A 25,173-nucleotide genomic window follows, 5' to 3' on the forward strand; every position below is an offset into this window, starting at 1 on the left:
ACCGTACTAAAGTACGACTGCGCTTCTTAGCTCAAACTAGAGGCGCTCGCTACGCTTTCTCAACACCTACTGCGCTTCGGTGTGCTGGCTATTGTATTTGTTGTGTCAGATAAGATCACTGTGCCGTGCAGCATGACAAATTGTTAGTTGACTACTACACTAGGGCAAATCTTTATTTGCCCTTTTTTGCTTTTTCTTTTGTCAAACACGAATGACCAATAACGCAGCGACAGGATTGATCTTGACTGGTGGTGGTGCCCGTGCGGCTTACCAGGTTGGTGTACTCAACGAGATATCGGCCATTTTGACCGAATCAGGCTGGCATCCGTCGACCAATCCCTTTGGCATTATTTGTGGTACCTCTGCTGGTGCGATCAATGCGACGGCACTGGCTTGCGGTGCTGATAATTTCACTGATGCGCTGGGGCGCATGCTGCATATCTGGGAAAATTTCGAAGCGGCTCAAGTTTACCGCGCTGATTCTCTTGGGGTCATGCGTAGCGGGGCACGCTGGCTGACCTTATGGTCGTTTGGCTGGCTGTTGAATAAATGGCGCAAGGCGCCGCCAAATTCCCTGCTGGATAATTCACCGCTGGAAAATTTATTGAACCGTATGTTGGACCTTGGCAGCCTGGATGCAGCTTTCAGCAATGGCAGCCTGCATGCGCTGGCGGTGACAGCGTCTTCTTACACCGCTGGACAGCATCTGACTTTTTACCAGACCCTGGCCGATATCGAACCGTGGGTCAGAAGTCAGCGTCTTGCGCAAAGGGATTTTATCGGCGTCCATCATTTGCTGGCTTCATCAGCCATCCCTTTTATTTTCCCGGCGGTCGCTTTGAATTGGGGAGGGCGGATGGAGTATTGTGGTGACGGGTCCATGCGTCAGCTGGCACCCATTTCACCAGCGATACACCTTGGTGCTAAAAAAGTCATGATCGTTGGCGCGGGCCGGCTGGCAGAGCCGCCCAGTGTCAGCACAGAAACAGCGCGTTATCCCAGTCTGGCACAGATTGCCGGTCATGCCTTGTCCAGCATCTTTCTTGACAGTCTGGCCGTAGACATAGAGCGCCTGATGCGCATCAATAAAACCCTGTCCATGCTGCCGCCGGAATTGCTGGAGAAAACCCCATTGCGGCCAGTGGAGCTACTGGTCATCGCACCGTCAGAACGCCTTGACGAAATCGCCAGTCGTCATACCCAAAGTCTGCCCCTGCCAGTGCGCACCATGCTTGGGGGCATAGGGGCTACCGAAGCACGCGGTTCGGCACTGGCTTCTTATTTGCTATTTGAATCTACCTACACCAAGGAATTGATCGCATTGGGGCGGCGTGATACGCGCGCCAGGATGGATGATGTGTTGAATTTTTTCAATGACGGTAGTGAAGCCGTCAAAGCTGCCTAGTCCTCATTTACCCCTGTCAGTACGTACTATAAAAAGCCTGGGTGCTGGTCTTGTTTTGCGATAATAATGTCCTCTTGCCTTGGGTCAAGCCATTAAAATTCTTGCAGCTTGCGCTTGTATCAATGTGACAGGCGGGTGACTTGTTACATTGTAACAAGTGCAACAATGGTTGATTCATCACTGACAAACCGTTACTCTATGCGCTGTCCAGGCATGTGCGAACGCAAAAAAACAATGATCAATCCAACATTTTTCAAAAAATGGCTGGTATTTCTGGCACTGGCTTTGTTGGCCGCAACGTCTTTTGCCAAAGACAATGCTGGCACGTCCTATATCGCTGTTGCCGAATTACCTAAAGAAGCGCAAGCCACGCTGAAGCTGATCAAGCAGGGTGGTCCCTTTGCTTATGAAAAAGATGGAGTGGTGTTTGGTAATTATGAGTCCAGGCTGCCCAGGCAAAAGCGTGGCTACTACCACGAATACACAGTGAAAACGCCGCGTGTCCGTAGCCGCGGGCCGCGTCGCATCATCTCTGGTGCAGACCCGCAAACTTCGGGTGAATACTATTACACAGAAGACCATTACGAAAGTTTTCGGCGAATAAAAGAGTAACTATGATCTCAGTAATCGAGAGCGAAATAAATTTCCTGTGCACCGTTGCACCGAATGTCGTGCAGTCTATCCGTGCCTTTCGTGTCCCTGATTTGCAGGCCGAAGCAGCACGTCTGGGGCAGCATTTTCTGTATGCATATTGCCTTGAAGCTGCGACCAAGCAGCAGGTACTGGGTAAAATTGCCACTTCGTTTGGTTTTCCCAAGCCACTATGCAAGAATTTTGATGCTTTATCCGATTGTCTGACTGACATGATTTATAAAGCGGGTGCGCAACCAGGCTTCGTTATCGTGCTTGAACAATTGCCTAATACACAAAAATTTGACAAAGAGGCAAGAGAAATCTTGCTGGATGTCTTCCGTGATGCTGCCGAATTCTGGGCAGATAGAAAAGTTGCTTTCAGGGTTTTTTATTCGTTTGAATAGACTCTAAACCGGATCAAACCAGATGCCGGTAAGCTATTACCGGCATTTTTATTTGGGGCTGGACCTCTGTCAGCGGTACAATGCCGCCATGAAAAAGATTGTTATCCTCATTTCTGGCCGTGGCAGCAATATGCAGGCCATTGTTGAAACCGCACTTGCACAGCAATGGCCGGTACAAATTGCGGCCGTCATCAGTAACCGTGCTGACGCTGCAGGTCTTGCCTATGCGGCAGGCAAAGGCATCCCAACTGCCGTTGTGGTCAGCAAGCAATTTGCTGACCGTGAAAGCTTTGATGCGGCATTGCAGTCGAAAATTGATGAATTCGCGCCAGACCTGGTGGTTTTAGCGGGTTTTATGCGTATTCTGACTGCTGGCTTTGTGAAACACTACGCTGGCAGGATGTTGAATATCCACCCGTCGCTGTTACCAAGTTTCGTTGGTCTGGGTACGCATCAGCAGGCGCTGGATGCAGGTGTCAAACTGCATGGTGTAACAGTCCATTTTGTCACGGCGGAACTGGATCATGGCCCCATCGTTGCGCAAGTTGCTGTGCCTGTACTGGAAGACGATACCGAAGACACTTTGTCACAGCGCGTTTTGGTTCAGGAGCACCTGATCTATCCACAGGCTGTTTTGCAGTTTGTTGAAGGCAGGCTGAGCATCAAGGACGGTCGTGTGCACGTCAGCAAATAGGCAGCCATAAGCCATAACAGTAATTTGCTCTATTAGTTATACCCAAGGCCAGACTGGCCATCATTAAGAACACAGAAGGAAGCAGCATGAGATTACCTCCAGCCATTCTCGTTAACACCGAAGAAGTATTACGTGAGATTTTGCGTTTTACCGGACCGGCAGATGGCACCCTGTCGCGTTATTTCCGTGACCACCCACGTCTTGGGTCACGTGAACGCGGCGTCGTTGCGGAGGCTATTTACGGCTTGCTGCGCAATAAATCGGTGTACACCAATTTTTCGGAATCCGGTATCGGTTCCCCCATGCGTCGCCTTGCCTTGCTGGGTCTGGCCGATGCGGTTGGCGTTGATGCACTGGGTGGGCTGACAGAAGATGAAACAGCCTGGTTGCAGCGCGTGATGGAAATTGACCGTGCATATCTGCCATTGGCAATGAAGGCAAACATGCCGGCATGGCTGTGGGAGAAAATGCTGGCCCGTTTTGGTGAAGAAGATGCCTTGAAACTGGCAGTATCGTTGAACACGCCGGCACCACTGGATCTGCGTGTTAATACCATCAAAGGTGACCGCGAGACAGTGATCGCTACATTGGCACAGGCACCAATTATTGCAGAGCCTACGCCATATTCTGCCACCGGTTTGCGGATCAAGAAAAAGCCATCCATCCAGAACCTGCCTTTATTTAAAGATGGCACGATAGAAGTGCAGGATGAAGGCAGCCAGTTGCTGGCTCAGCTCGTAGGTGCCAAGCGCGGTGAAATGGTCGCTGATTTTTGCGCAGGTGCAGGCGGGAAGACTCTGGCCTTGGGTGCATTGATGCGCAATACCGGTCGTTTATACGCATTTGATATCTCTGAAAAACGTCTGGCGAAATTGAAGCCACGTATGGCACGCAGTGGTTTGTCGAACGTGCATGCGGTGGTGATTGCCCATGAAAAAGATGCCAAGATCAAGCGCCTTGCAGGCAAGCTTGACCGGGTTCTGGTCGACGCGCCATGTAGTGGCCTGGGTACTCTCCGTCGCAATCCTGACGTCAAATGGCGTCAGAACCAGGAAGGTGTGCAGGAATTAAATGTCAAACAGGCCTCCATATTGTCCAGTGCGGCACGCATGGTGAAAGCTGGCGGTCGTCTGGTATATGCGACCTGCAGTATTCTTGATGAAGAAAACGAAGACATCGTCAAGGCGTTTCTGGCTGAACATGCCGACTTTACCCTGGTGCCTGCATCGCAAGTACTGGCCGAGCAAAAGGTGGAACTGGAAATGGGCGATTACCTGAAGCTCTATCCACATATCCACCAGACTGACGGTTTCTTTGCCGCCATACTGGAACGTAATAAAAAACCGGCTAAAGAAGTCGCAGCGCAAGAAGACGCTGACACAACTGCTGAAACCGATACAAGCGTTGAAACTGCTGCAGTCGCAGAATAAACTTCCGTCTCCTGGTTTGCTGACTGCATGACGCCGCAAGCCAGGATGTATCTATCAATTTGTTCATGAATCTTCCCATGAGTACTCCCTTACTCGCCAGTTTATTTTCTGACTTATCCAATGATGTAGGCCAGCCGGATTTTTATTGGCAAATCGCTGTAGTCCTGCTTTGCTTTGGCGTGGCTTGGTTGTTGTCGCGTTTGCTAAAGCGCAGTTTCCCCGCCAGTGAAACCGATTCGAATGTTGTGAAACTTGGAGTGGAAAGCTTTTCCAGGGTACTGTCACCTGCGCTGGCGCTAGTATTTCTGTTGATTGGAAAATTCGTTCTGGGAAAATGGCATCATACCCATTTGCTGTCCTTGCTGTTTCCGGTTATCGGTTCACTGGCCTTGATACGCTTCGCCTTATACGTGGTCCGTCGCACCTTTGCGCGTGATGGCCGCATCGGTAATTTTCTTGCTGTATTCGAAAAACTCTTTTCCAGCCTGGTCTGGTTGGGCGTGGTGCTGCATTTCACAGGCTTGTGGCAAGAGCTGTTTTCTGCACTTGACGATATCACCTTGCCTATTGGGAAAAATAAGGTGTCGATGCTGACTATTTTGCAGGCAACCCTTTCTGTGGCCGTGACTTTGGTTGTTGCCATGTGGGCCAGCGCCGCGCTCGAAGCGCGTCTGATGTTGTTGCCAAATGCGCATACCTCCCTGAAAGTAGTGTTGTCACGTGTAGGGCGCGCAGTAATGATTTTGCTGGCTATCCTGATCAGCCTGAGCATCGTTGGCATTGATCTGACGGTCTTGTCGGTATTTGGCGGCGCACTGGGTGTTGGCCTGGGTTTTGGCTTGCAAAAAATCACCAGTAGTTATGTATCCGGTTTCATCATCCTGCTTGACAGGAGCATGTCCATCGGTGACATGATCACCGTTGATAAATTCAGTGGACGGGTAACGCAGATCAATACGCGCTACACCGTGTTGCAGGGGCAGGATGGCGGTGAGTCGGTCATACCGAATGAAATGCTGGTTTCCTCACCGGTACAGAATTATTCGCTCAGCGACAGGACCGTGGCGATGTGGACGGATTTTACAGTCGATTACCAGACTGACATCGATAAACTCTTGCCTGTATTGGCAGAAGCTGCTGCCGGGGTAGAACGTGTTGCGACAGAACCCGCACCTTCTGCTTACCTCATGAAGTTCGGTGCTGACGGTTTCGAGCTGCGTTTGGGCTTCTGGATTACGGATCCAGAGAACGGTCGTTCCAGCGTCATGTCGGGTGTTAATCGTGCCGTGTGGCAAGCTTTGCAAGTGCATCAGGTCAGCTTGCCGTATGCGCACAGGGTTGTGACCATAATTAACAATCCAGACAAAGAAACTTGAAGCGAAGCAATAGTTTTCGACCTAAAATTAGCGAGATACTTCTAAAAACGCGTACAATATTGGTCATTGTCTATACTAGATTATGGCATTAGCATTTTTTGCGATATAAGCCAAGATACTGTCAATTACAACGGAGTAAATGTCATTTTGAGTACTTTTATTGATGCAGCCCTGGACTTCATGTCCAATGGTTTTAGTCGCGCCACTGGCTGGCAAATTTTTGTTTTCACGATGGTAGTGACACATATCACTATTGCAAGTGTAACAATTTTTCTGCACCGTTGCCAGGCGCACCGTGCGCTGGAATTGCATGCGATTCCCAGTCATTTTTTTCGTTTCTGGTTGTGGCTGACGACTGGCCAGGTGACCAAGGAATGGGCTGCTATCCATCGCAAGCACCATGCCAAATGTGAAACTGAAGAAGATCCTCATAGTCCAGTGACACGTGGTATCAAGAAAGTATTGCTGGAAGGTGCTGAGCTGTATCGCGCAGAGTCAAAAAACCTGGAAACCATGCAAAAGTATGGTCACGGCACACCAGATGACTGGATGGAACGCAACGTCTACACGCGTTTCAGCTGGCAGGGTGTGGCTTTAATGCTGATTATTGATTTCTTGTTGTTCGGTGTCGCTGGCATCACCGTATGGGCTGTACAGATGTTGTGGATACCAATCACCGCTGCCGGCATCATTAATGGCATAGGTCATTATTGGGGTTACCGCAACTATGATTGCGTGGATGCCTCGCGCAATATTGTGCCTTTCGGTATTTTGATCGGTGGCGAAGAATTACATAACAACCACCACACTTTTGGTACGTCTGCAAAACTGTCCTCCAAATGGTATGAGTTCGATATAGGCTGGCTGTATATCCGTACACTGGAAATCATGGGTCTGGCGAAAGTCAAGAAAGTCGCACCAGAGCCAAAATTTGCAGAAATCAAGAGTGTCGTCGATCTGGATACCTTGCAGGCGGTTATTACCAATCGCTATGATGTAATGGCGAAATACACCAAGTCTTTACGCCGCACCTGGCGTGACGAAGTAAGCAGCTTGCGTGAAAAAGCCAAATTCGAAGCACAACACCTGAAGCTGACCAAGAAGCTGTTACAGCGTGAGCCGACCAAGCTCGAAGTACCGCAACAGCTGCAATTGTCAGAAGTGCTGGCGCACAGCAATGCCTTGAAGACCATGCATGATATGCGTGTCGAATTGGGCCTGATCTGGGAACGTTCAACTGTCAGCCGTGAGCAACTGGTGCAGCAACTGCAAGACTGGTGCATGCGCGCTGAGGCATCCGGCATTCAGACTTTGCGTGAATTTTCTTTGCGGCTGCGTACTTACGCTTAAATCTCAAGCGTAATATGCGAGCGTGATAAAACGGCACTTCGGTGCCGTTTTTGCTTTTTGCGCTATTGGATGCTTTTCACAATCTAAGGGGAGCAGCTGCGGCACTTCATTTTCAAGCAGTTCATGCAGGTGAGGTGGAGCGTACGCGAAGCTCTTATGAACACCGGGGAACGAAATACGATCCCGAAGACAGCAAAAACAAAAAAGCCCTGCAATGCAGGGCTTTTTGACTACAGAATACAAAATTATTTAATTTTGGTTTCTTTGTAGATGACGTGCTTACGTGCTTTAGGATCGAACTTCATGATCTCCATTTTTTCAGGCATAGTGCGCTTGTTTTTGGAGGTTGTATAGAAGTGACCTGTACCAGCAGTCGATTCCAGCTTGATTTTGTCGCGACCAGATTTAGCCATGATATTTTCCTAACAATAGTTTAGCTTAAACTTTTTCGCCGCGAGCACGCATGTCAGTCAAAACGGCATCGATGCCGATTTTGTCAATGACGCGCAGACCAGCATTGGACAAACGCAGAGAAACCCAACGGTTTTCTGATTCTACGAAAAAGCGACGATTTTGCAGATTCGGCAAAAAGCGGCGTTTTGTTTTGTTATTAGCGTGGGAAACGTTGTTGCCAACCATTGGCCCCTTCCCAGTCACTTGGCAGACACGTGCCATGTTTAACTCCTCAGTGCATTCCGAAATTGGAAAAACGCAAGTATAAACAAAATTCCATGAATTATCAACGACTTGCGAAAAACAAGTGTGTCATTTTAAATTTTAATATTTAACAATTTGATTTTCATTATGGTTTTCCTTGTTCATCATGCGTTTTTCAGACTTCTGCGGTTATACAAGTCCTTGTTCTGCGCAATTTTATGGTGTGGCATGTGTTGTCTGCACACTACGCTGGCAAGAGCGCCTGTCTTCATATGAAATTCATATCAGGCCGTGCTCGGCAAAAGAATACACATTGGGATTGGCTACAATGAAGTGATCAAGCACCCGTATATCTACCAATGTCAGTGCTTGCTTCAGGGTCTGCGTCAGATTGATATCGGCAGAGCTGGGCTCGCAAGAGCCAGACGGGTGGTTGTGCGCGAGTATGATGGCCGCCGCATTATGATGTAGTGCATTCTTGAGCACTTCCCTTGGATAGACGCTGGCATGATTGAGCGTGCCGCGAAATAGCTCTTCGGTGGTAATCAGGCGGTTTTTGATATCAAGATAGAGAACAGCAAAGGATTCGTAAGTTTTATTGCCGATAAGGAGTTGCAAATAATTCTTTACTGCCTGGGGAGATGACAGCGAGGTATGTTGTTGCAATTCTTCAGAAATTGCCCGTTTTGCCAATTCCAGGACGGCTTGTAGCTGCGCATATTTGGCGCTGCCCAGGCCGTGTATGGCAGAAAAATCCTTGATGCTGGCGGCAAATAGCCCTGACAGCGAGCCAAACTGGCTGATCATGTCACGCCCCAGATCAACGGCACTTTTGCCGGCGACCCCGGTTCTGAGGAAGACAGCCAGCAATTCTGCGTCCGACAGGGCGCTCGCACCATGCTTGATCAGCCTCTCCCTCGGCCTCTGGTCTTCCGGCCATTCATTGATTGCCATCTAAGATCTCTCCATAGAACAGTGTCCTTTGCATGTTGATAGACGAAAGCCGGCTGACCTGGCTTACAATACCAGCTTATTCCAGCTACTTTTCTTATGCTTCATACCATGTCTGCTACTGCTATCCCTACCGTTACCCCCGACGCCTACCTGACCTTGCATTATCGCCTTGCTACTCTGAATGGCGAAGATATCCTCAGTACCTTTAATGAGCGCCCGGCCACCTTGCAACTAGGTACAGGGCAACTGGCACCAGAACTGGAATCATCCTTGCTGGGTCTGGAAGAGGGCTCGCATACGACTCAGGAGCTGGCACCAGAAAAAGCCTTTGGGCCACGTAACCCAGAATTGATACAGCGCGTGTCGCTCGCTACACTAAAAGAAAACTCGGCATTTGGCGAGCAATATGTGATTGGCGATCTGGTCGAATTTGCCGCCCCCGCCGGTGGAAAATTTGCCGGTATCCTGCGCTCACTTGATGAGGATGGTGCTATCTTTGATTTTAATCATCCGTTGGCCGGGCAAACCGTTTTGTTTGAAACAAAAATTATTGGAATACTTTGATTCATATGGATAAGGAAATTTTACTGGCGCAGCCACGTGGTTTTTGTGCTGGCGTTGACCGCGCCATAGAAATCGTTGAGCGTGCGTTGCAGCAATTCGGTGCACCGATCTATGTCAGGCACGAAATTGTGCACAACGCCTACGTGGTGAACGACCTGAAGGCCAAGGGCGCGATTTTTATTGAAGAGCTGGAAGATGTACCTTCCGGTAATACCCTGATTTTTTCTGCCCACGGTGTGTCGCAAGAGGTGCGCAAACAAGCCGAAGCCAGGGGCTTGACTATTTTTGACGCTACCTGCCCTCTGGTGACCAAGGTTCACATTGAAGTGGCGAAGATGCGCAAGGAAGGCCGTGAAATCATCATGATAGGGCATCATGGTCACCCGGAAGTTGAGGGAACCATGGGGCAGGCTGAAGGTGGTATGTATCTGGTTGAAACAGTCGCTGATGTCGCCAGTCTGGAAGTGAGAAATCCGGAAATGCTGGCCTTCGTATCACAAACGACTTTGTCGGTGGACGATACGATAGAAATTATCGCTGCGCTGAAAACACGCTTTCCTTCCATCAGTGAGCCCAAGAAAGGTGACATCTGCTATGCCACTACCAACCGGCAAGAGGCGGTCAAGTTCATGGCGCCGCAAGTTGACCTGGTGCTGGTAGTGGGTAGCCCCAACAGTTCCAATTCCAACCGCTTGCGCGAGGTGGCGCAGAAGAAAGGGGTCACTGCGTATATGGTCGACAATGCCAGCCAGATCAATCCTGAATGGTTGCAAGGTCGCCAGCGCATAGGTGTCACTGCCGGTGCGTCTGCACCTGAAATATTGGTGCAGGAAGTGATTGCCAGTTTGAAGCAATTGGGTGCGCGTAGCGTACGCGCGTTGGATGGTGTTGAAGAAGCCGTAACTTTTCCTATGCCGAAAGGATTGTCTGCTGCTAAAGTCTGATTTCAGGTCAGCTCGATGCAGGTGAATTTGATTAAAAATTTGTTGCAGGTGTTGTTTTCGATATTTTATTTTGCAAATACGTGTTTAAGATTGCGGCACAATTAAGTTCGGCTAGTTGACGGACTTATAAAGCGTGTATGCTGGTGCTAGGCGGTTGTGGAAAATACGTAGCTTGCGGTGGCTTTTTTACCACTGGCGCAAGATACAAACTCTGTATAATCCGGCCGACTTTACTGGGATAACCACTAAGTCTACATATATTACAAAAAAACTTTTACCAAAAGTTGCAGAGGAGAGTTCTATCATGTGTATCGATGACGCTATCGTTGCTCCCATTATGATGACGCGCTTGTTTGGATAGCGCTCGTTCGAATTCCGGCGGCACCCAATTCAGGGTGCCGCTTTCGTTAGCAGGAATGATTATTGCTGAAGTTGCTTTTTGCATTGTGTGGCTTTGATTTAAATCCACCGCCTGTTTTTAGTAAGAAATTCGATTCGTTCATAAAGTGAGAAATAAAATATGGATACCTTTATCCAACAAATTATTAATGGTCTGGTGTTGGGCAGCATGTATGCCCTGGTAGCACTCGGTTACACCATGGTCTATGGTGTACTGAACCTGATTAACTTTGCGCACGGCGACGTACTGATGGTTGGTGCGATGGCGGGCCTGAGTATTCTGAAATTGTTGCAAGTTGTAGCGCCTGATTTGCCAGGTATCATTAAGCTGATTATCGCTATTCTGGGTGCCATTCCTGTCTGTATCGCTGTGAATGTGCTGATCGAACGTGTTGCTTATCGAAGGCTCAGAAATGCGCCACGCCTGGCACCGTTGATTACCGCGATCGGCGTATCGATTCTGGTGCAAACTTTCGCCATGATGCTCTGGGGCCGTAGCCCTATCCCTTTCCCTTCTGTCATGTCGTCCACACCGGTGCAGATTGGTGGTGCGGTGATTTCCCAGACCCAGATATTGTTGCTGGTACTGGCAACGCTGGCGATGGTTGGCCTGGTGCTGTTGGTTGAAAAAACCAAGATGGGCAGGGCCATGCGTGCCACTGCTGAAAACCCCCGCGTTGCTGGCCTGATGGGCGTTGACTCGAACAAGGTGATCGTCGCGACCTTTGCCATCGGCGCCGCACTGGCTGCCATTGCTGGTGTGATGTGGGCAGCGAACTATTCGTCTGCACAATTCGCGATGGGCTTTGTGCCTGGCCTGAAAGCCTTCTCTGCCGCGGTATTGGGCGGTATTGGTAATATTTATGGTGCGATGGTGGGCGGTATCCTGCTTGGCCTGATTGAAAGTCTGGGTGCTGGCTATATCGGCGACCTGACTGGCGGCATACTCGGTAGTCACTACCAGGATATTTTTGCTTTCATCGTTTTGATTATCGTACTGACCTTGCGCCCATCCGGCATCATGGGTGAGCGTGTTGCTGATCGTGCGTAAGGAGAAAAACAATGTCGACTATATTTGATGTAAAAGCCAACCCTAAAAAAGCCTATACCAGTTTTGCTGTTCTGGGTATCGTGATGTTGTTGTTTCCTTTTGTGGCTGCCAATTTCGGTAACTCCTGGGTCAGGATCATCGACTTCGCGCTACTGTATATCATGCTCGCACTGGGCCTGAATATCGTGGTCGGTTTTGCCGGTCTGCTTGATCTGGGATATATCGCTTTCTATGCAGTTGGTGCTTATCTGGCCGCTATTTTTGGTTCGCAACAATTTGCCGTCATTATTGAATCGTTTATCAATAACTATCCGGTAGTTGGTAATTTCCTGCTGGCAGTGTGCGGGCCGGAAATTGCCAAAGACGGTATTCACCTGTCTGTATGGGTGATCGTACCGTTTGCGGCGGCGGTTGCAGGTTTATTTGGTGCTTTGCTGGGCGCGCCAACCCTGAAGCTGCGTGGCGATTATCTGGCGATTGTCACCCTGGGTTTCGGCGAAATTATCCGTATCTTCATGAACAACATGAATTCACCGATCAATTTCACTAATGGCCCACAAGGGATTAACCTGATTGATCCTATCCGCGTGTTTGGCGTGTCACTGGCTGGCGAAGCTGGTTCAAATGCGACAGTCAAATTCCTGGGTATGAGCATGCCATCGGTGAATGCGTATTACTTCCTGTTCCTGGCTTTGTGCATAGGTATCGTTATCGTATCAGTGCGTTTGCAGGATTCGCGTCTGGGTCGTGCATGGGTAGCAATACGGGAAGATGAAATCGCTGCGAAAGCCATGGGCATCAATACCCGTAACGTGAAATTGCTGGCATTTTCCATGGGCGCCTCTTTTGGTGGCGTTTCCGGTGCGATGTTTGCCAGCTTCCAGGGCTTCGTTTCTCCTGAATCGTTCTCGCTGATGGAATCCATTGTGATTCTGGCGATGGTGGTGTTGGGTGGTATCGGCCATATTCCTGGTGTCATTCTGGGTGCAGTATTGCTGGCAGCCTTGCCAGAAGTATTGCGCCATACCGTAGAGCCTGTACAAAATCTGCTGTTTGGTCGTATCTGGATCGAAGCTGAAGTATTGCGTCAATTGTTGTACGGTTTCACGATGGTCATCATCATGCTCAATCGTCCTGCCGGCTTGTGGCCCGCACCGAAACATGAAGACCGTATGTCCAAGACCAACGAAGCGGCAGCATAAGGAATACCAAGATGACTGAACAGACTATCTTAAAAATTGAGGGTGCCAATAAACGCTTTGGCGGCCTGCAAGCCTTGTCGAATGTGGGGATCAATATCAAGAAGGGCCAGATTTATGGCCTGATCGGCCCTAATGGTGCTGGTAAAACCACATTCTTCAATGTCATTACCGGCTTGTATCAACCTGATACGGGTACTTTTGAACTTGATGGTAAGCCTTATTCGCCATCAGCACCGCATGAAGTGGCCAAGGCAGGTATCGCCAGGACTTTCCAGAATATTCGCCTGTTTGGTGAAATGACAGCTTTGGAAAATGTCATGGTTGGACGCCATATACGTACGCATCAGGGTGTGTTTGGTGCCGTGTTCCGTCACCCCGCGGCGCGCAAGGAAGAAAAAGAAATACGCCAGCGTGCGCAGGAGCTGCTCGACTTTGTCGGCATCGGCGCTTTTGCTGACCGTACTTCCAAGTTTCTCTCATATGGCGATCAGCGCCGTCTGGAAATTGCCCGTGCCCTGGCAACGGACCCTAAATTGCTGGCACTTGACGAACCTGCTGCCGGTATGAATGCGACTGAAAAACTCGCGCTGCGCGAATTGCTGGTCAAGATCAAAGCCGAAGGCAAGACCATTTTGCTCATTGAGCATGACGTCAAACTGATGATGGGGTTGTGTGACAGGATGACTGTTCTGGATTATGGCAAGCCAATTGCAGAAGGTTTGCCAGCAGACATACAGAAAAATCCGGCAGTTATCGAAGCGTATTTGGGAGGAGGTCACTAATGGCTGAGAACGTATTAAAGATAAGTAATCTGAAGGTTGCTTACGGCGGTATCAAGGCCGTTAAAGGTATTGATCTTGAAGTCAACAAAGGCGAACTGATTACTCTGATCGGTGCCAATGGTGCTGGCAAGACCACGACTTTGAAAGCGGTTACCGGTACTTTGCCTAGCTGCAAAGTCGAAGGCGATATCATTTACATGGGTAAGTCCATCAAGGAGACGAATTCCTTTGAAATGGTAAAAAATCATCTGGCAATGGTACCGGAAGGGCGTGGCGTATTTACCCGCATGACCATTCTGGAAAACCTGATGATGGGTGCTTACACCCGTAACGATAAAGCGGGTATCAACACCGATATCGAAAAATGGTTCGCGGTTTTCCCACGTTTGAAAGAACGTTCAGCGCAACTGGCGGGTACTTTGTCTGGTGGTGAACAGCAAATGCTGGCAATGGCACGTGCGCTCATGAGTCATCCTGAACTGCTGTTACTGGATGAGCCGTCGATGGGCTTGTCGCCCATCATGGTTGAAAAGATTTTTGAGGTCGTACGCAACGTATCTGCGCAGGGCGTCACTATCTTGCTGGTCGAGCAAAATGCCAAACTGGCCTTGCAGGCCGCACATCGTGGTTATGTGATGGATTCCGGCGCGATCACCATGAGCGGCAACGCCAAGGATATGCTGAATGATCCTAAAGTCCAGGCAGCCTACCTGGGTGAAGGTTGACCGGCGTGTTTGATTGACGCGACAGTTACCGTAATTGGTATGAGAAACCTGCAAGAGATTGCAGGTTTTTTTTGTCTACTGCATACCAAGGTATATATAAAACTGGTCGGGTTTCCCTTATGATGTTTTTTAGTCGCCTTAGCACTTTAATGTTGTGCGCAACGAATGAATTGATTATCCGTTGCTGTTTCTGGATAAAAAAGACACCACGATGAAATTCATCAGATCTGACTTGATTGGCTTCAGTTTGCTGTTAACGACCCTGCTGGTCAGCCACCTCGCTTATGGTGAAACTACTCATCAGTCAGGTACTGCAAAATTGATTGTAAGCCTTGTTACCGACAAACCTGTTGTCATGCTCGGCGAACCAGTCTGGCTGTCATTGAAAGTGAAAAACGTATCAAAAAAAGAAATGGGTATTTTGGTGGGCGGCGACTACCAGAACAAATATGCACGACCAGATTCATTCGCACTTAGTGTGCTCGATAATCATGGCGTCGTCATTCCCTCTGAAGAAGTTTTCAATATGGGCGGGATGACTCGGATTCAAGAATTACAAGCAGGACAGGAATATGTATTTCGTTTGCTCTTGTCTGACTGGGTGAAAATCGAAAAAGCGGGTGTTTACAAGATCAAAGCTTCAAAACGACTGGCTATCCGGTTTCCTCCCTATCAAAAGCAGCTTGAAGTAAATGATATCGATATCTCTGAAAAACTGAGCGTCACCATGACGGCGACAGACATGCCGCGCATGGGCGTGGATATCGCAGCATGGGCGAATACTATCTTGGCTGATAGCGAAAACGATTATGCATTGAAACCAGTTGAGGAATCTCAAAAAGCGCTCGCCGCTATTTCAGACAATAGAGCGATCCCTTATCTGCTGAAAATACTCAAATTGCCTTCGTATTCAAAAAAATTTTTTGCCCTCTCAAATCTTGCAAAGTACGATAGCGATGAAGCTGTCGCCGCCTTGAAGGGTATGGTCGATGTTGGCAACGATGAGTTGCAGGATCGTGCCGTCTGGCGGGCCAGTGATATATCCCTTGTTCCTGCTCTTCAAGTACAGGCCTTTCACCTTCTCTCAGAAAGTCCCAGACCTGCTAACCGGCAGTTCGTGCTAGAGCATCGTCATAGCCAGATCGATGAGTTCAGACTCACAGCGGTGAATATGCTGATCAAGCATCCGTCCGAAGTATCATCCCGCTACCTGGCTGAAATGCGTGATGACAGTTCGCCGCTTATTCGGGAGCAAATAAAACGATACTTCAGTGATGAAGTCACCAGGCAGAATGCTGCATCTACGGTTCCATTAACTGAAAAATAATCATATTTATTATCAGTGATGGCAAAACACAAACAATCATAATGCGACTGTAAAATCGGTGATGCACGATTTGTGGCGTGCACGGATTGACGCATGCTGTTGACATGGCTCTACACATCGGGACTTTACACATAGTGTGTTGTAAATAAGTAGCACATCCCGCAGCAGCATCCATACCTTTCCCGCCTTGCTCGCTGTAGCGACCATGAAAGACTTGAAACGATCTGTTTCGATCATTGACATTGCTTTTAAGCATGATGTATACATAATGCTTTCCCTCTCTACAACATAGAAATATAAGGAGATTCCATGTCATTCATCAATGGCTTTAAGGCGGCCCTTTCAAAAGAAGGTGCTGTTGCCGCTCCCGGTTATAGTCGCTGGCTGATGGCCGCAGCGGCATTACTCATCCATTTTCCTCTGGGACAAGCCTATGGTTTTTCCGTATTTAACGGCCCGCTCGTGAAAGTGCTGGGATCCAGCTTGACCAGTGTGGGCTGGATTTTTTCTGTTGCTATTATTTGTCTCGGTTTGTCGGCTGCCGTTTTTGGTAAATGGGTAGAGCGGGTAGGACCCCGCAAGGCCATGCTGGCATCGGCTCTTTGTTTCTTTGCCGGCTTTCTGGTGTCCGCGCTGGGTGTCGTCGCCAACTCCTTGCCTCTGGTCATCCTGGGGTATGGTGCTATTGGTGGTACTGGCTTGGGTATTGGTTATATCTCCCCGGTATCTACGTTGATCAAATGGTTTCCGGACAAGCGTGGCATGGCAACGGGTCTGGCGATCATGGGTTTTGGTGGCGGTGCCTTGGTTGGCTCACCCCTGGCAGTCAACTTGATGAAGTATTTCAGCGAAGGATCGCAATATGCCGGTATCCCGGCGACATTCGTCATCATGGCTGTTATGTATCTGGGTTTTCAATTGGCAGCGGTCTCGATAGCACGTGTCCCGTTTCCCGGTTATCAACCGGCAGGCTGGGTGCCTTCTGCGAAAGAAGCGCTTCATATTTCGTCGAATGGCGCGGATGATTTTTCTGTTTCCGAAGCAGTACGCCAACCGCAGTTCTGGTTATTGTGGGGGATTTTGTTGCTGAACGTGTCTGCCGGTATCGGTATCCTGGGGCAAGCTTCATTGATGGCACAAAAAATGGTCGGCATTTCGGCGGCAGCGGCTGCTGGTTTCGTTGGCTTGCTGTCTCTGTGTAACATGGCGGGGCGGTTTATCTGGTCCAGCTTTTCTGACAAGATTGGCCGTAAATGGGCGTATGCCATGTATTCAGGTGCTGGTGCTCTGGCTTACTGGGCAATTCCCTCAGCGGCTGAGTCTGGCAATATGACTTTGTTTGTTGCGTTGTTTGCCCTGGTCATGAGTTTTTACGGTGCGGGATTTGCGACTATCCCTGCTTATCTCGCTGATATGTTTGGGAAAAAGGAAGTAAGCGCGATTCATGGCCGCTTGCTGACGGCCTGGTCCATGGCTGGTGTGATCGGACCGTTGGTGGTGAATGCAGGACGTGATTATCTGGTTAAAAACCAGGGCCTTGCCGATGCCGCTGCTTACTCGACGGTTGTCTACATCCTCGGCGGTTTGCTGGTCGGCGAATTTGTTCTCAATCTGTTCGTCCAGGCACCGCATCAAATACAAAGTAATGCTCACCTGCCAGATTCAGCATTACAAACCTCTGCAAACTAAGGAAATTTTATGAGCGATGTGAATCAATACATTGATCCCGGCATGAAGGCCAAAGTGATCTTTTTCTGGACGCTGGCAGGTATTCCGCTGGCTTGGGGAGTATGGCAAACTGCAATCAAGGTCATGGCCATGTTTGCATGATGACGTAAGTACGAGTATCTTTGGCCGGAAATGATAGTTCTCCGGCTTCCAATGAAAAAGCCCTGCAAAATCAATGCAGGGCTTTTTCGTTTTATATCGGCGCATGACGATGCGCAAGTTACGCAAGTGCTATTTATTTCTTGGCAGCTTTTGGTGCGGCTTTGGTTGCTGTCTGGGAAATTGTGGACACTGCATTGTTCAGATTGGCTTCCAATGCTTCAACGGCTTGCTTGGTTGTTTTTGTCAAATGATCATAGCTGGCGTTTGCGTTGTCTATCGATGTCTTGAAGAAAGAGACAAACTGTTCAGAGCCAGCAGGTGCATTTTTGGACACCTCATCAATCAGGGACAATACCTTGCGGTTTGTTTCTGCGATTTGCACTTCAGCCGCGTGCGTGAATTCAGCCTGTGTGCTGGACGCGATGGTTGCCAGATGACGGCTGTAAGCCAGCAATTTTTCAGCGGTTGGCTGTGCCTGAGCGGCTGACAGATTGAAAAATTCTTGTGGGTCTTTGGCTGCAAGCAATTGCTTTGTCGCTGCAGAAGACTCTTCGAAAGAAGACTTTACGGCGTTCAAATTCAATTCAACAAACTTCTCTACACCTTCAAATGCCTTGCCTGTCAGCGCAGTGATGAGCGCGAGTTGAGCATCGAAATTTGCTTTGGTTGCGGCAGAAAATTGTTCAGGTACTGTAAACATGAAGACCCCCAAGTAGGAAAGTGTAATGCAAAAGTGATAAAAGAAATTTGGCTGCTAATTCACATTGTATTTTGGCAATGAAAATAAGCTGGCAAGTTAAATTGTGCGACGCAATAATTCGTATTTTATTGATTCGAAACACGAAGTCAAGGTAAATTTGTGCATTGCAATATAAAATGTAATGATGACTTAATGTAGCGTGCAAATAGTGACGCAGGAAAATAAAAGCATGGTGCAGTTTTTCCTGTGTGAATTATGTATGGCAAATATGACCAGAAAATGAAGTGCTTACCGCCCACTGGACATTTGTTCTCCAGACTTTCATACTTGCCACTTACATTCAGGCATCTTTTTCTCTCTGGAGTGGGCAGATAATGGCAATTGCAGCAAAACAGCGTAAAGATTTTCAGCATTTTCATACGATTACTACCCGCTGGATGGACAACGATGCCTATGGGCATGTTAACAACGTGGTGTATTACAGTTGGTTTGATACGGTTGTGAATCAGTTCCTGATTGCCAACGGCGTATTGGATATAGAAAATAGCCCGGTGATTGGTTTGGTGATAGAAACCCAATGTAATTACTTGGCCTCTGTGGCTTTTCCTGATGTAGTGGAGGCCGGCGTTAGCGTGACCAAATTGGGAAACTCCAGTGTGCGCTATGAAGTGGGTATCTTTAAAAATCAGGATGACAGCGCAGCAGCGCAAGGCCATTTTGTCCACGTTTATGTGGACAGGCAAAGTCGCCGCCCTAGTGCTATTCCTGATGCAATGCGTCAGCTTTTGCAAACGATTGAGGCAAAATCAGTATGATCAAATCCGCCACACAAGAACTGGTTGATGAAACCATTAAGTCCCGTCGTTCCATTCGTGCTTTCTTGCCAACGCCAGTTGAGCGGGAAGATATACGACAAATACTGGAAGTCTCGGCCCGTGCGCCTTCTGGCAGCAACACCCAGCCATGGAAAGTGTATGTGCTGACCGGCAACAAGCTACAGGAATTGTCCGCCGCTATCGTCGCTGCACATAACAGCATCGGGCAGGCAGAGCATAAGGAAGAATATAACTATTATCCGGTGAAATGGATCACGCCTTATCTTGAGCGCAGGCGCAAGGTAGGCTGGGATTTATATGCTCTATTAGGACTGGGACGTGAAAACAAACAGGGTATGCATGCGCAGCATGGGCGTAACTATGCTTTCTTCGAAGCGCCAGTCGGTTTGATCTTCACTATAGACCGTGTGATGGAGCAGGGTTCATGGCTGGACTATGGCATGTTCTTGCAAAACATTATGCTGGCTGCGCGTGGCCGTGGCCTAGATACCTGTCCACAGGCAGCGTTTACGCAATATCACAAAATTATTGCCGAGGTCCTGGCCTTGCCTGACAGTGAAATGCTGGTCTGTGGCATGTCTTTAGGATATTGCGATAAAAGCAAAATAGAAAATACTTTGATAACAGAACGTGACAGCGTGGACGGGTTTACTTGTTTCATGGATTAAGGCAAAACATGAATAAGTGTGTCTAACTCCTTATTTGCCTTGCGGAATTTCCGAATTTTGCTACACTGCACTATCTTTTCCGGCATATTCAATCAGGGAGTCAATGATGGTGAAGTTTGCCCGTCATGCAATCGTTTTTTCATTGATCGCACTCTTGCCAGCCGCAGGAGTGTTGGCAGCCACTCACTCTCACAAGCATCCTTCCAAGAAGCACGGCGCTGTACACAAAAAAATAGTGATAGCCGCTGGACATACCAAACTGGTCAAACATGCTGTTCTGGTTCATGGCAAGCGCAAAATTATTACCGAGCGCGTTGCGGTAGTCCGTGTCGTGCCTGAAAAACCAAGCACGGGTGATATAGCTGGTTTGAACAATACGCAAGACCCGCTGGAGTTGAAGTCCAGTGTCGCCTATGTGGTTGATCAGAGCAGCTCCAAAGTCTTGTTTGAAAAAAATTCTGAAGTCTCTTTGCCTATTGCTTCCATTACCAAGCTGATGACCAGTCTGGTCGTCGTGGAAGCGCATCAGGACATGGATGAAATTATCGAAGTCACCAACGAAGATATCGACAAGGAAAAGGGCACCAGTTCCCGATTAAAAATCGGCGCAAAATTGTCCCGTTCCGATATGTTGCATATCGCTCTGATGAGTTCCGAAAATCGCGCAGCCTCTGCCCTAGGCAGGAATTATCCTGGTGGATTAACTGCTTTTATCGCCGCCATGAACAGTAAGGCGCAGCAACTGGGCATGAGCGATACCCATTATGTTGATTCCAGTGGTCTGTCCAGCCAGAACCGTGCCAGTGCACGCGACTTGGTCAAACTGGTCAATGCTGCATATCAGCATCCTGTCATCAGGCAGTACTCAACAGATTCAAAATATGTAGTGGCACCTGGCGGACGTACGCTGGAATACGGTACTTCAAACAAATTGGTTGCCAATCCCGCCTGGGAAATTGGTTTGCAAAAAACCGGCTACATCGCTGAAGCAGGCCGTTGTCTGGTCATGCAGGCCATCATAGAAGGGCGCGCTATCGTCATGGTCTTTCTTGATTCCAAAGGTAAATATTCACGCCTGGCTGATGCTGATCGCATCAAGAAATGGCTGGAAACTATCAAGCCGCATGTATGATCCTTATGGTCAATAAAGAAAAAGCCTGGCATGACCCGGCTTAAGTGGTACGTAATGAACTGGAAACCTGCACTTGTTGCAGGTTTTTTTTATTTGTAATGCCGGTGTGTAATGTGACTGGTGTTGCACATATAAGGAAATGCTAAGGGCTACTCCGGATAAGCTGATAAATCTTGTTTTCGCTGACCGATGCCGTGTTTATCAGGTCGGATTATTGCTGATTTTGCAAATTTTTGATTTGATAAAAATCTTACAAGTTGGCTGGGTACAAATCAATTATTTCGATGTTATTATTGCAGGTTATCAATTTATGAATTTTAATAATTGACTGGTTTTGATGATAGATAGTTGCTTTTGTGAACTATTTATAAGGGATTGTCTATTTTGCATTGTGTCGGTTTGATGTCGTCCAGCCTTATACGCTGCGATTGAAAAGGGCATTTTCATTCGCTTAAATCTGATGTGGTGCATGGAAAATAATAAAAAAATGAATCCAACACTGTCATTTCAACTCCTTCATATATCGTCATCAGGCTGTCCTTCTGGTAACGCGTCCAATTTTTTTCCATCTAATCATGCCTGTCCGCCGGATCAGGTGTTGTCTCGATATCAGTTCTCATGACACAAGCAACTTATCACTTCATTTCTGGCCTGCCACGTTCAGGTTCTACTTTGCTGGCAGCACTGCTGTTGCAAAACCCGCGTTTCCATGCGGGCATGACCAGTCCTGTTGGCACCATATATGCCAGTATGCTGCATCAGTTTGGCGCTGGAACTGAATTTGGACCTGTCATTACCAAGCCTGAGCGCAAGCGCCTGGTTCGTGGGCTATTTGATTCTTATTATGCCGAGCACGCTGATAAAAGCGTGGTGTTTGATACCAACCGCATGTGGACTGCTCATCTTCCCATGTTGATGGATCAGTTTCCTGGCTCCAAAGTGATCGCCTGTGTGCGTAATGTCGCCTGGGTCATGGACAGTATAGAGCGCAAATATGCTGCCGACCCTTACGAAATTACACGCCTTTTCAACGACGACAACGAGCGTGCCACGGTGTATAGCCGTGTAGAAACCCTGGCTTTGCGTAATCGCATGGTTGGTTATCCCTGGGCAGCGTTGAAGAGTGCGTTTTATAGCGAACACGCCGCTTCCATGCTCCTGGTTGATTATGATTTACTGGCCCAGGCACCGCAAAAAGTACTGCCACTGATTTATGACTTCATTGGCGCCGAACCGTTTGAGCATGACTTTCAGAATATCCAGTATGACGCACCGGAATTTGATGCCCCACTTGGCATGCGAGGTCTGCACAAGGTCAGACCCGCAGTCAGTTTCGAAAGCCGTGACACCATATTGCCGCCCGACCTGTTCCAGCAATTCAGTCAACTGTCATTCTGGAAAGAAACCGCCGGCAGCCGCGCCAATGTCATCACAGCCAAATTTATCGCCAACGATACAGAAAATCCAGTGAATTCAGGAAAACAAGCATGAGCCATTATCACCCGCTGCACCCTACGCAAAACGAAACCAGTTCCCTTGATCTGACGGTTTCTTCTTTGGCTCCATTACAAAGCTTGCCAATGTCACCAATGTCGCCACCCGTACCGGTAGCCAGCACCAATGCGGTGGCCACGGGTCACGAAGTCGTGTTCGTTGACTCTGCTCTGACCAACTGGCAGAGCCTGTTAACAGATATCAAGCCCGGCACTGAAGTCATCATGCTTGATCCTCTCAAGAATGGTGTCACGCAGATGGCAGATGCCTTACAGGGTAAGACAGGTATTAGCGGTGTGCATATTGTCTCGCATGGTGGAGAAGGTTATCTGGTGCTCGGCAACACCATGTTGTCCTCATACAATCTGGCAGATTATCAGGCCAGCATGGCAACCATACACAAAGCCATGGCAGCTGGTGCCGACATCATGTTGTATGGCTGCGATGTCGCCAAAGGCACTGCTGGCACCACTTTCGTGCAGCAACTGGCCAAGGCCACGGGTGCTGGTGTAGCAGCCTCGACCAATGACACCGGTGCGCACGGTGACTGGGTACTGGAATACCATAGCGGGAATGTGGAAACCTCGGCGATTACAGGTCAGCATTATCAATATGATCTGGCTACCATCAAGGTCACCAATCTCAATGATAGCGGGGCAGGGTCCTTGCGGGCTGCAGTGGCTGCCTCCATAGGTGATGGAGTAGCTGACACAATTGTGTTTGATCCTGCCCTGTTTGCCAGCGGTGCGGCAACGCTGACACTGACTTCTGGTGCAATCAATGTAGATTCAGCAAATAATGGTGATGCGCTGACCATCGTTGGCGCGGGTGAAACGCTGTTGACCATCAGTGGTAACAATAGCTCACCAATTTTTACCTCTGTAGCTACTTTCAGTTCGCCCAATACGTCGGCACTCAGCATTTCTGGCATGACTTTATCCAATGCCAGTGGTGGGTATGGCGCGATTGCCATGATGTATTCAGGCTCATTAACCGTTGATCACGTTGCCATCAGAAATAATAACTCAACGAGCAAAGGTGCCGGATTGTTATTCTATGATGCGGGAGCAACTGTCAGCATCAGCAATACGACCATTGCTAATAATACGGCTACTGCGACGTTTTCATCTGGCAATGGTGGCGGTGCGTATGTCAATGCAGCGAATGTCACCATCTCGAATACCACTATCAGTGGCAATGCTGCCAGCAATGGTCGTTATGGTGGCGGTATTTCCGTTACTGCCGGTACTGGCGCGACACTGACAAACCTGACTATAGCGGGCAACTCTGCTGGTAAGACCGGCGACAATAGCGGCGGCGGCGGCGGGATCAGTCTCTCAGGCCCCGGTGCAAAAACACTGACGAATTCGACCATCGTTGGTAACTCTTTTGTTGGTGGCAATAGCGCGGCAATTGGAGGCGGTGGTTTGTATGTAACGCAAAATAGTGGTGCCGTCACGCTGAAAAATACCATCATTGCCAATAATAGCAGCACCAATAATCTCTCTAATGACGATGATGTTTTTATCGGCACATTGACCTCACTGACAGGAAGCAATAACCTAATCATCAGCACGGTAGGAACTACTGGCAGCGGTAGCAATACCACGACAGGTACCATCACTACGCTTGGCAGTGCCCTGGGCACTCTTGCCAATAATGGTGGCGCAGTACAAACCATCGCTATCCTGGGAGGCAGCAATGCCATCAATGCTGGTACCTCGACTGGTGCACCGGTAACAGATGCCCGTGGTTTTGGCCGTGGTGGTTCGATCGACATCGGTGCTTTCGAATCCACCGACAATGGCAGCTTCAATTTCAGCGGTATCATGTCACCTGCCAATGGTGTCGTTGATGTCCCTGTCAATTACGATCTGGTCATCGACTTTGGTGAGGCAGTGACTGCTGTTGCAGCAAAAAATATCGTCATTTACCGTCAGTCTGATAACGTGATACTGGAAACCATCGCTGCCACAGACAGCAGCAAGGTGACTTTCAGCAGCGGCACAGGCGGTGCCAACAGCAAGGTCACGATCAACCCGACAGCCAATTTTGCTGGTACAACTGGATATTATGTCTTGATTGACAGTGGTGCTTTTAAAGATGGCGCGAACAAGACCTTCAACGGTATTTCATCGACCTCGACCTGGACATTTACCTCTGCAGTGCCACCGGCATCTATCACGAGCGCTATCTATGATGCCAGCACAGGCACGCTGACCATTACCGGTGTGGATATCATCAATGGTGGTGCTGTTGATGTCAGCAAACTGTCGCTGACTGGTCAGGCTGGCACTTATACGCTGACCACTACGCCGGGTGTGACCGCCAGTAGCACGACGACGATTAGTTTTGCGCTCAATGCGACAGATAAGCTGGCCGTCAATGGCATCCTGAACAACAACGGTACAGTGGCCGTGGATACCACGACTTTCAATGTGGCAGCAGCGGCAAACTGGATGACGAGCACACCGGCCGACCTGACCGGCAATGCCGTGACCGTCTCGAATGTGACTGCGCCCACGATCACGTCAGCAACGTATGACGGCACCACCCACATCTTCACCGTCACTGGCACCAACCTCGTCAAGACGATAGGCGCGACCAACGACATCA

The 25,173-nt window shown here is 48.8% G+C and carries 25 protein-coding genes; 21 read left to right on the forward strand and 4 right to left on the reverse strand.

What is annotated here, in order from left to right; genetic code table 11:
* The first annotated feature begins 211 nt into the window (after positions 1 to 211).
* The 7 genes from ACO0LH_RS27115 to ACO0LH_RS27145 all read left to right on the forward strand — a co-directional run bounded on the left by ACO0LH_RS27115 (position 212) and on the right by ACO0LH_RS27145 (position 7,292).
* Complete coding sequence (locus tag ACO0LH_RS27115; protein ID WP_422944270.1) at positions 212 to 1,405, forward strand: patatin-like phospholipase family protein; 1,194 nt, start codon at positions 212 to 214, stop codon at positions 1,403 to 1,405.
* Positions 1,406 to 1,639: 234 nt separating this feature from the next.
* Entirely contained in the window at positions 1,640 to 2,017 is a 378-nt protein-coding gene (locus ACO0LH_RS27120; protein ID WP_422944271.1) for a ribonuclease domain-containing protein, read from the forward strand.
* 2 nt (positions 2,018 to 2,019) lie between these two features.
* Positions 2,020 to 2,442: a barstar family protein gene (locus ACO0LH_RS27125; protein WP_422944272.1), complete on the forward strand. Its 423-nt coding sequence runs from the start codon at positions 2,020 to 2,022 to the stop codon at positions 2,440 to 2,442.
* An 88-nt stretch (positions 2,443 to 2,530) separates the two neighbouring features.
* Complete coding sequence (purN, locus tag ACO0LH_RS27130) at positions 2,531 to 3,136, forward strand: phosphoribosylglycinamide formyltransferase (protein ID WP_422944273.1); 606 nt, start codon at positions 2,531 to 2,533, stop codon at positions 3,134 to 3,136.
* An 86-nt stretch (positions 3,137 to 3,222) separates the two neighbouring features.
* Positions 3,223 to 4,566 carry an RsmB/NOP family class I SAM-dependent RNA methyltransferase gene (locus tag ACO0LH_RS27135; RefSeq protein WP_422944274.1) on the forward strand — a complete coding sequence of 448 codons (1,344 nt, stop codon included), beginning with the start codon at positions 3,223 to 3,225 and terminating at the stop codon, positions 4,564 to 4,566.
* A gap of 77 nt (positions 4,567 to 4,643) precedes the next feature.
* Complete coding sequence (locus ACO0LH_RS27140; protein ID WP_422944275.1) at positions 4,644 to 5,942, forward strand: mechanosensitive ion channel family protein; 1,299 nt, start codon at positions 4,644 to 4,646, stop codon at positions 5,940 to 5,942.
* 180 nt (positions 5,943 to 6,122) lie between these two features.
* A complete protein-coding gene (locus tag ACO0LH_RS27145) occupies positions 6,123 to 7,292 on the forward strand; it encodes a DesA family fatty acid desaturase (RefSeq protein WP_422944295.1) in 1,170 nt (389 codons plus the stop codon).
* A gap of 245 nt (positions 7,293 to 7,537) precedes the next feature.
* Here the strand turns inward: ACO0LH_RS27145 and rpmG are convergent, their stop codons facing one another.
* From rpmG to radC, 3 genes are all read right to left on the reverse strand, one after another.
* Positions 7,538 to 7,705: a 50S ribosomal protein L33 gene (gene rpmG / locus ACO0LH_RS27150; RefSeq protein ID WP_110257750.1), complete on the reverse strand. Its 168-nt coding sequence runs from the start codon at positions 7,703 to 7,705 to the stop codon at positions 7,538 to 7,540.
* Positions 7,706 to 7,730: 25 nt separating this feature from the next.
* The gene (gene rpmB / locus ACO0LH_RS27155) at positions 7,731 to 7,967 is read right to left on the reverse strand and encodes a 50S ribosomal protein L28 (protein ID WP_110257749.1); all 237 of its coding nucleotides are present in this window, start codon (positions 7,965 to 7,967) and stop codon (positions 7,731 to 7,733) included.
* A 261-nt stretch (positions 7,968 to 8,228) separates the two neighbouring features.
* A complete protein-coding gene (gene radC / locus ACO0LH_RS27160; protein WP_422944277.1) occupies positions 8,229 to 8,903 on the reverse strand; it encodes a RadC family protein in 675 nt (224 codons plus the stop codon).
* A 108-nt stretch (positions 8,904 to 9,011) separates the two neighbouring features.
* Between radC and ACO0LH_RS27165 the strand changes: the two genes are divergently transcribed.
* The 9 genes from ACO0LH_RS27165 to ACO0LH_RS27205 all read left to right on the forward strand — a co-directional run bounded on the left by ACO0LH_RS27165 (position 9,012) and on the right by ACO0LH_RS27205 (position 17,727).
* Positions 9,012 to 9,467: an FKBP-type peptidyl-prolyl cis-trans isomerase gene (locus tag ACO0LH_RS27165; protein ID WP_422944278.1), complete on the forward strand. Its 456-nt coding sequence runs from the start codon at positions 9,012 to 9,014 to the stop codon at positions 9,465 to 9,467.
* 5 nt (positions 9,468 to 9,472) lie between these two features.
* Complete coding sequence (ispH, locus tag ACO0LH_RS27170) at positions 9,473 to 10,411, forward strand: 4-hydroxy-3-methylbut-2-enyl diphosphate reductase (RefSeq protein ID WP_422944279.1); 939 nt, start codon at positions 9,473 to 9,475, stop codon at positions 10,409 to 10,411.
* Between the two features lie 520 nt (positions 10,412 to 10,931).
* Positions 10,932 to 11,861, forward strand: a complete 930-nt coding sequence (locus ACO0LH_RS27175) for a branched-chain amino acid ABC transporter permease (protein WP_422944280.1) — start codon at positions 10,932 to 10,934, stop codon at positions 11,859 to 11,861.
* Positions 11,862 to 11,872: 11 nt separating this feature from the next.
* Entirely contained in the window at positions 11,873 to 13,063 is a 1,191-nt protein-coding gene (locus ACO0LH_RS27180; RefSeq protein WP_422944281.1) for an ABC transporter permease subunit, read from the forward strand.
* An 11-nt stretch (positions 13,064 to 13,074) separates the two neighbouring features.
* Positions 13,075 to 13,845 (forward strand): ABC transporter ATP-binding protein, encoded by a 771-nt coding sequence (locus ACO0LH_RS27185; protein ID WP_422944282.1) that lies wholly within the window; start codon positions 13,075 to 13,077, stop codon positions 13,843 to 13,845.
* Complete coding sequence (locus tag ACO0LH_RS27190) at positions 13,845 to 14,570, forward strand: ABC transporter ATP-binding protein (RefSeq protein ID WP_422944283.1); 726 nt, start codon at positions 13,845 to 13,847, stop codon at positions 14,568 to 14,570. The genes ACO0LH_RS27185 and ACO0LH_RS27190 overlap by 1 nt, the downstream gene beginning before the upstream one ends.
* Positions 14,571 to 14,781: 211 nt before the next feature.
* The gene (locus tag ACO0LH_RS27195; protein WP_422944284.1) at positions 14,782 to 15,897 is read left to right on the forward strand and encodes a HEAT repeat domain-containing protein; all 1,116 of its coding nucleotides are present in this window, start codon (positions 14,782 to 14,784) and stop codon (positions 15,895 to 15,897) included.
* A 309-nt stretch (positions 15,898 to 16,206) separates the two neighbouring features.
* Positions 16,207 to 17,586 carry an OFA family MFS transporter gene (locus ACO0LH_RS27200; protein ID WP_422944285.1) on the forward strand — a complete coding sequence of 460 codons (1,380 nt, stop codon included), beginning with the start codon at positions 16,207 to 16,209 and terminating at the stop codon, positions 17,584 to 17,586.
* Positions 17,587 to 17,595: 9 nt separating this feature from the next.
* The gene (locus tag ACO0LH_RS27205; RefSeq protein ID WP_422944286.1) at positions 17,596 to 17,727 is read left to right on the forward strand and encodes an MFS transporter small subunit; all 132 of its coding nucleotides are present in this window, start codon (positions 17,596 to 17,598) and stop codon (positions 17,725 to 17,727) included.
* Positions 17,728 to 17,860: 133 nt separating this feature from the next.
* Here ACO0LH_RS27205 and ACO0LH_RS27210 read toward each other — a convergent pair whose 3' ends face one another.
* Positions 17,861 to 18,427: a phasin family protein gene (locus ACO0LH_RS27210; RefSeq protein ID WP_422944287.1), complete on the reverse strand. Its 567-nt coding sequence runs from the start codon at positions 18,425 to 18,427 to the stop codon at positions 17,861 to 17,863.
* 374 nt (positions 18,428 to 18,801) lie between these two features.
* On the opposite strand from ACO0LH_RS27210, the gene ACO0LH_RS27215 reads away from it, so the two are divergent.
* The 5 genes from ACO0LH_RS27215 to ACO0LH_RS27235 form a co-directional block, all read left to right on the forward strand.
* Positions 18,802 to 19,242, forward strand: a complete 441-nt coding sequence (locus ACO0LH_RS27215) for an acyl-CoA thioesterase (RefSeq protein ID WP_422944288.1) — start codon at positions 18,802 to 18,804, stop codon at positions 19,240 to 19,242.
* Positions 19,239 to 19,931, forward strand: coding sequence for a nitroreductase (locus tag ACO0LH_RS27220; protein ID WP_422944289.1), 693 nt, complete (start codon positions 19,239 to 19,241; stop codon positions 19,929 to 19,931). The genes ACO0LH_RS27215 and ACO0LH_RS27220 overlap by 4 nt, the downstream gene beginning before the upstream one ends.
* Positions 19,932 to 20,037: 106 nt before the next feature.
* Positions 20,038 to 21,063 (forward strand): D-alanyl-D-alanine endopeptidase, encoded by a 1,026-nt coding sequence (pbpG, locus tag ACO0LH_RS27225; protein WP_422944290.1) that lies wholly within the window; start codon positions 20,038 to 20,040, stop codon positions 21,061 to 21,063.
* 618 nt (positions 21,064 to 21,681) lie between these two features.
* Complete coding sequence (locus tag ACO0LH_RS27230) at positions 21,682 to 22,554, forward strand: sulfotransferase (RefSeq protein WP_422944291.1); 873 nt, start codon at positions 21,682 to 21,684, stop codon at positions 22,552 to 22,554.
* Positions 22,551 to 25,173: DUF4347 domain-containing protein (locus ACO0LH_RS27235; protein ID WP_422944292.1), on the forward strand; the 2,623-nt coding region annotated here is incomplete at its 3' end. The genes ACO0LH_RS27230 and ACO0LH_RS27235, both read left to right, overlap by 4 nt.

It is taken from the genome of Undibacterium sp. TJN19 (assembly GCF_049339485.1).
In the GTDB taxonomy this organism is placed as follows: domain Bacteria; phylum Pseudomonadota; class Gammaproteobacteria; order Burkholderiales; family Burkholderiaceae_D; genus Undibacterium.

What these genes read in the sequence shown, in the direction of transcription:
- ispH (WP_422944279.1), top strand. Translation starts at nt 9,473, where the DNA reads ATGGATAAGGAAATTTTACTGGCGCAGCCACGTGGTTTTTGTGCTGGC.
- ACO0LH_RS27140 (WP_422944275.1), top strand. Translation starts at nt 4,644, where the DNA reads ATGAGTACTCCCTTACTCGCCAGTTTATTTTCTGACTTATCCAATGAT.
- purN (WP_422944273.1), top strand. Translation starts at nt 2,531, where the DNA reads ATGAAAAAGATTGTTATCCTCATTTCTGGCCGTGGCAGCAATATGCAG.
- ACO0LH_RS27125 (WP_422944272.1), top strand. Translation starts at nt 2,020, where the DNA reads ATGATCTCAGTAATCGAGAGCGAAATAAATTTCCTGTGCACCGTTGCA.
- ACO0LH_RS27200 (WP_422944285.1), top strand. Translation starts at nt 16,207, where the DNA reads ATGTCATTCATCAATGGCTTTAAGGCGGCCCTTTCAAAAGAAGGTGCT.
- ACO0LH_RS27135 (WP_422944274.1), top strand. Translation starts at nt 3,223, where the DNA reads ATGAGATTACCTCCAGCCATTCTCGTTAACACCGAAGAAGTATTACGT.
- ACO0LH_RS27220 (WP_422944289.1), top strand. Translation starts at nt 19,239, where the DNA reads ATGATCAAATCCGCCACACAAGAACTGGTTGATGAAACCATTAAGTCC.
- radC (WP_422944277.1), bottom strand. Translation starts at nt 8,903, where the DNA reads ATGGCAATCAATGAATGGCCGGAAGACCAGAGGCCGAGGGAGAGGCTG.
- rpmB (WP_110257749.1), bottom strand. Translation starts at nt 7,967, where the DNA reads ATGGCACGTGTCTGCCAAGTGACTGGGAAGGGGCCAATGGTTGGCAAC.
- ACO0LH_RS27205 (WP_422944286.1), top strand. Translation starts at nt 17,596, where the DNA reads ATGAGCGATGTGAATCAATACATTGATCCCGGCATGAAGGCCAAAGTG.
- ACO0LH_RS27165 (WP_422944278.1), top strand. Translation starts at nt 9,012, where the DNA reads ATGTCTGCTACTGCTATCCCTACCGTTACCCCCGACGCCTACCTGACC.
- ACO0LH_RS27115 (WP_422944270.1), top strand. Translation starts at nt 212, where the DNA reads ATGACCAATAACGCAGCGACAGGATTGATCTTGACTGGTGGTGGTGCC.
- ACO0LH_RS27210 (WP_422944287.1), bottom strand. Translation starts at nt 18,427, where the DNA reads ATGTTTACAGTACCTGAACAATTTTCTGCCGCAACCAAAGCAAATTTC.
- ACO0LH_RS27195 (WP_422944284.1), top strand. Translation starts at nt 14,782, where the DNA reads ATGAAATTCATCAGATCTGACTTGATTGGCTTCAGTTTGCTGTTAACG.
- ACO0LH_RS27190 (WP_422944283.1), top strand. Translation starts at nt 13,845, where the DNA reads ATGGCTGAGAACGTATTAAAGATAAGTAATCTGAAGGTTGCTTACGGC.
- ACO0LH_RS27175 (WP_422944280.1), top strand. Translation starts at nt 10,932, where the DNA reads ATGGATACCTTTATCCAACAAATTATTAATGGTCTGGTGTTGGGCAGC.
- ACO0LH_RS27230 (WP_422944291.1), top strand. Translation starts at nt 21,682, where the DNA reads ATGACACAAGCAACTTATCACTTCATTTCTGGCCTGCCACGTTCAGGT.
- pbpG (WP_422944290.1), top strand. Translation starts at nt 20,038, where the DNA reads ATGGTGAAGTTTGCCCGTCATGCAATCGTTTTTTCATTGATCGCACTC.
- ACO0LH_RS27145 (WP_422944295.1), top strand. Translation starts at nt 6,123, where the DNA reads ATGTCCAATGGTTTTAGTCGCGCCACTGGCTGGCAAATTTTTGTTTTC.
- ACO0LH_RS27180 (WP_422944281.1), top strand. Translation starts at nt 11,873, where the DNA reads ATGTCGACTATATTTGATGTAAAAGCCAACCCTAAAAAAGCCTATACC.
- ACO0LH_RS27185 (WP_422944282.1), top strand. Translation starts at nt 13,075, where the DNA reads ATGACTGAACAGACTATCTTAAAAATTGAGGGTGCCAATAAACGCTTT.
- ACO0LH_RS27215 (WP_422944288.1), top strand. Translation starts at nt 18,802, where the DNA reads ATGGCAATTGCAGCAAAACAGCGTAAAGATTTTCAGCATTTTCATACG.
- ACO0LH_RS27120 (WP_422944271.1), top strand. Translation starts at nt 1,640, where the DNA reads ATGATCAATCCAACATTTTTCAAAAAATGGCTGGTATTTCTGGCACTG.
- rpmG (WP_110257750.1), bottom strand. Translation starts at nt 7,705, where the DNA reads ATGGCTAAATCTGGTCGCGACAAAATCAAGCTGGAATCGACTGCTGGT.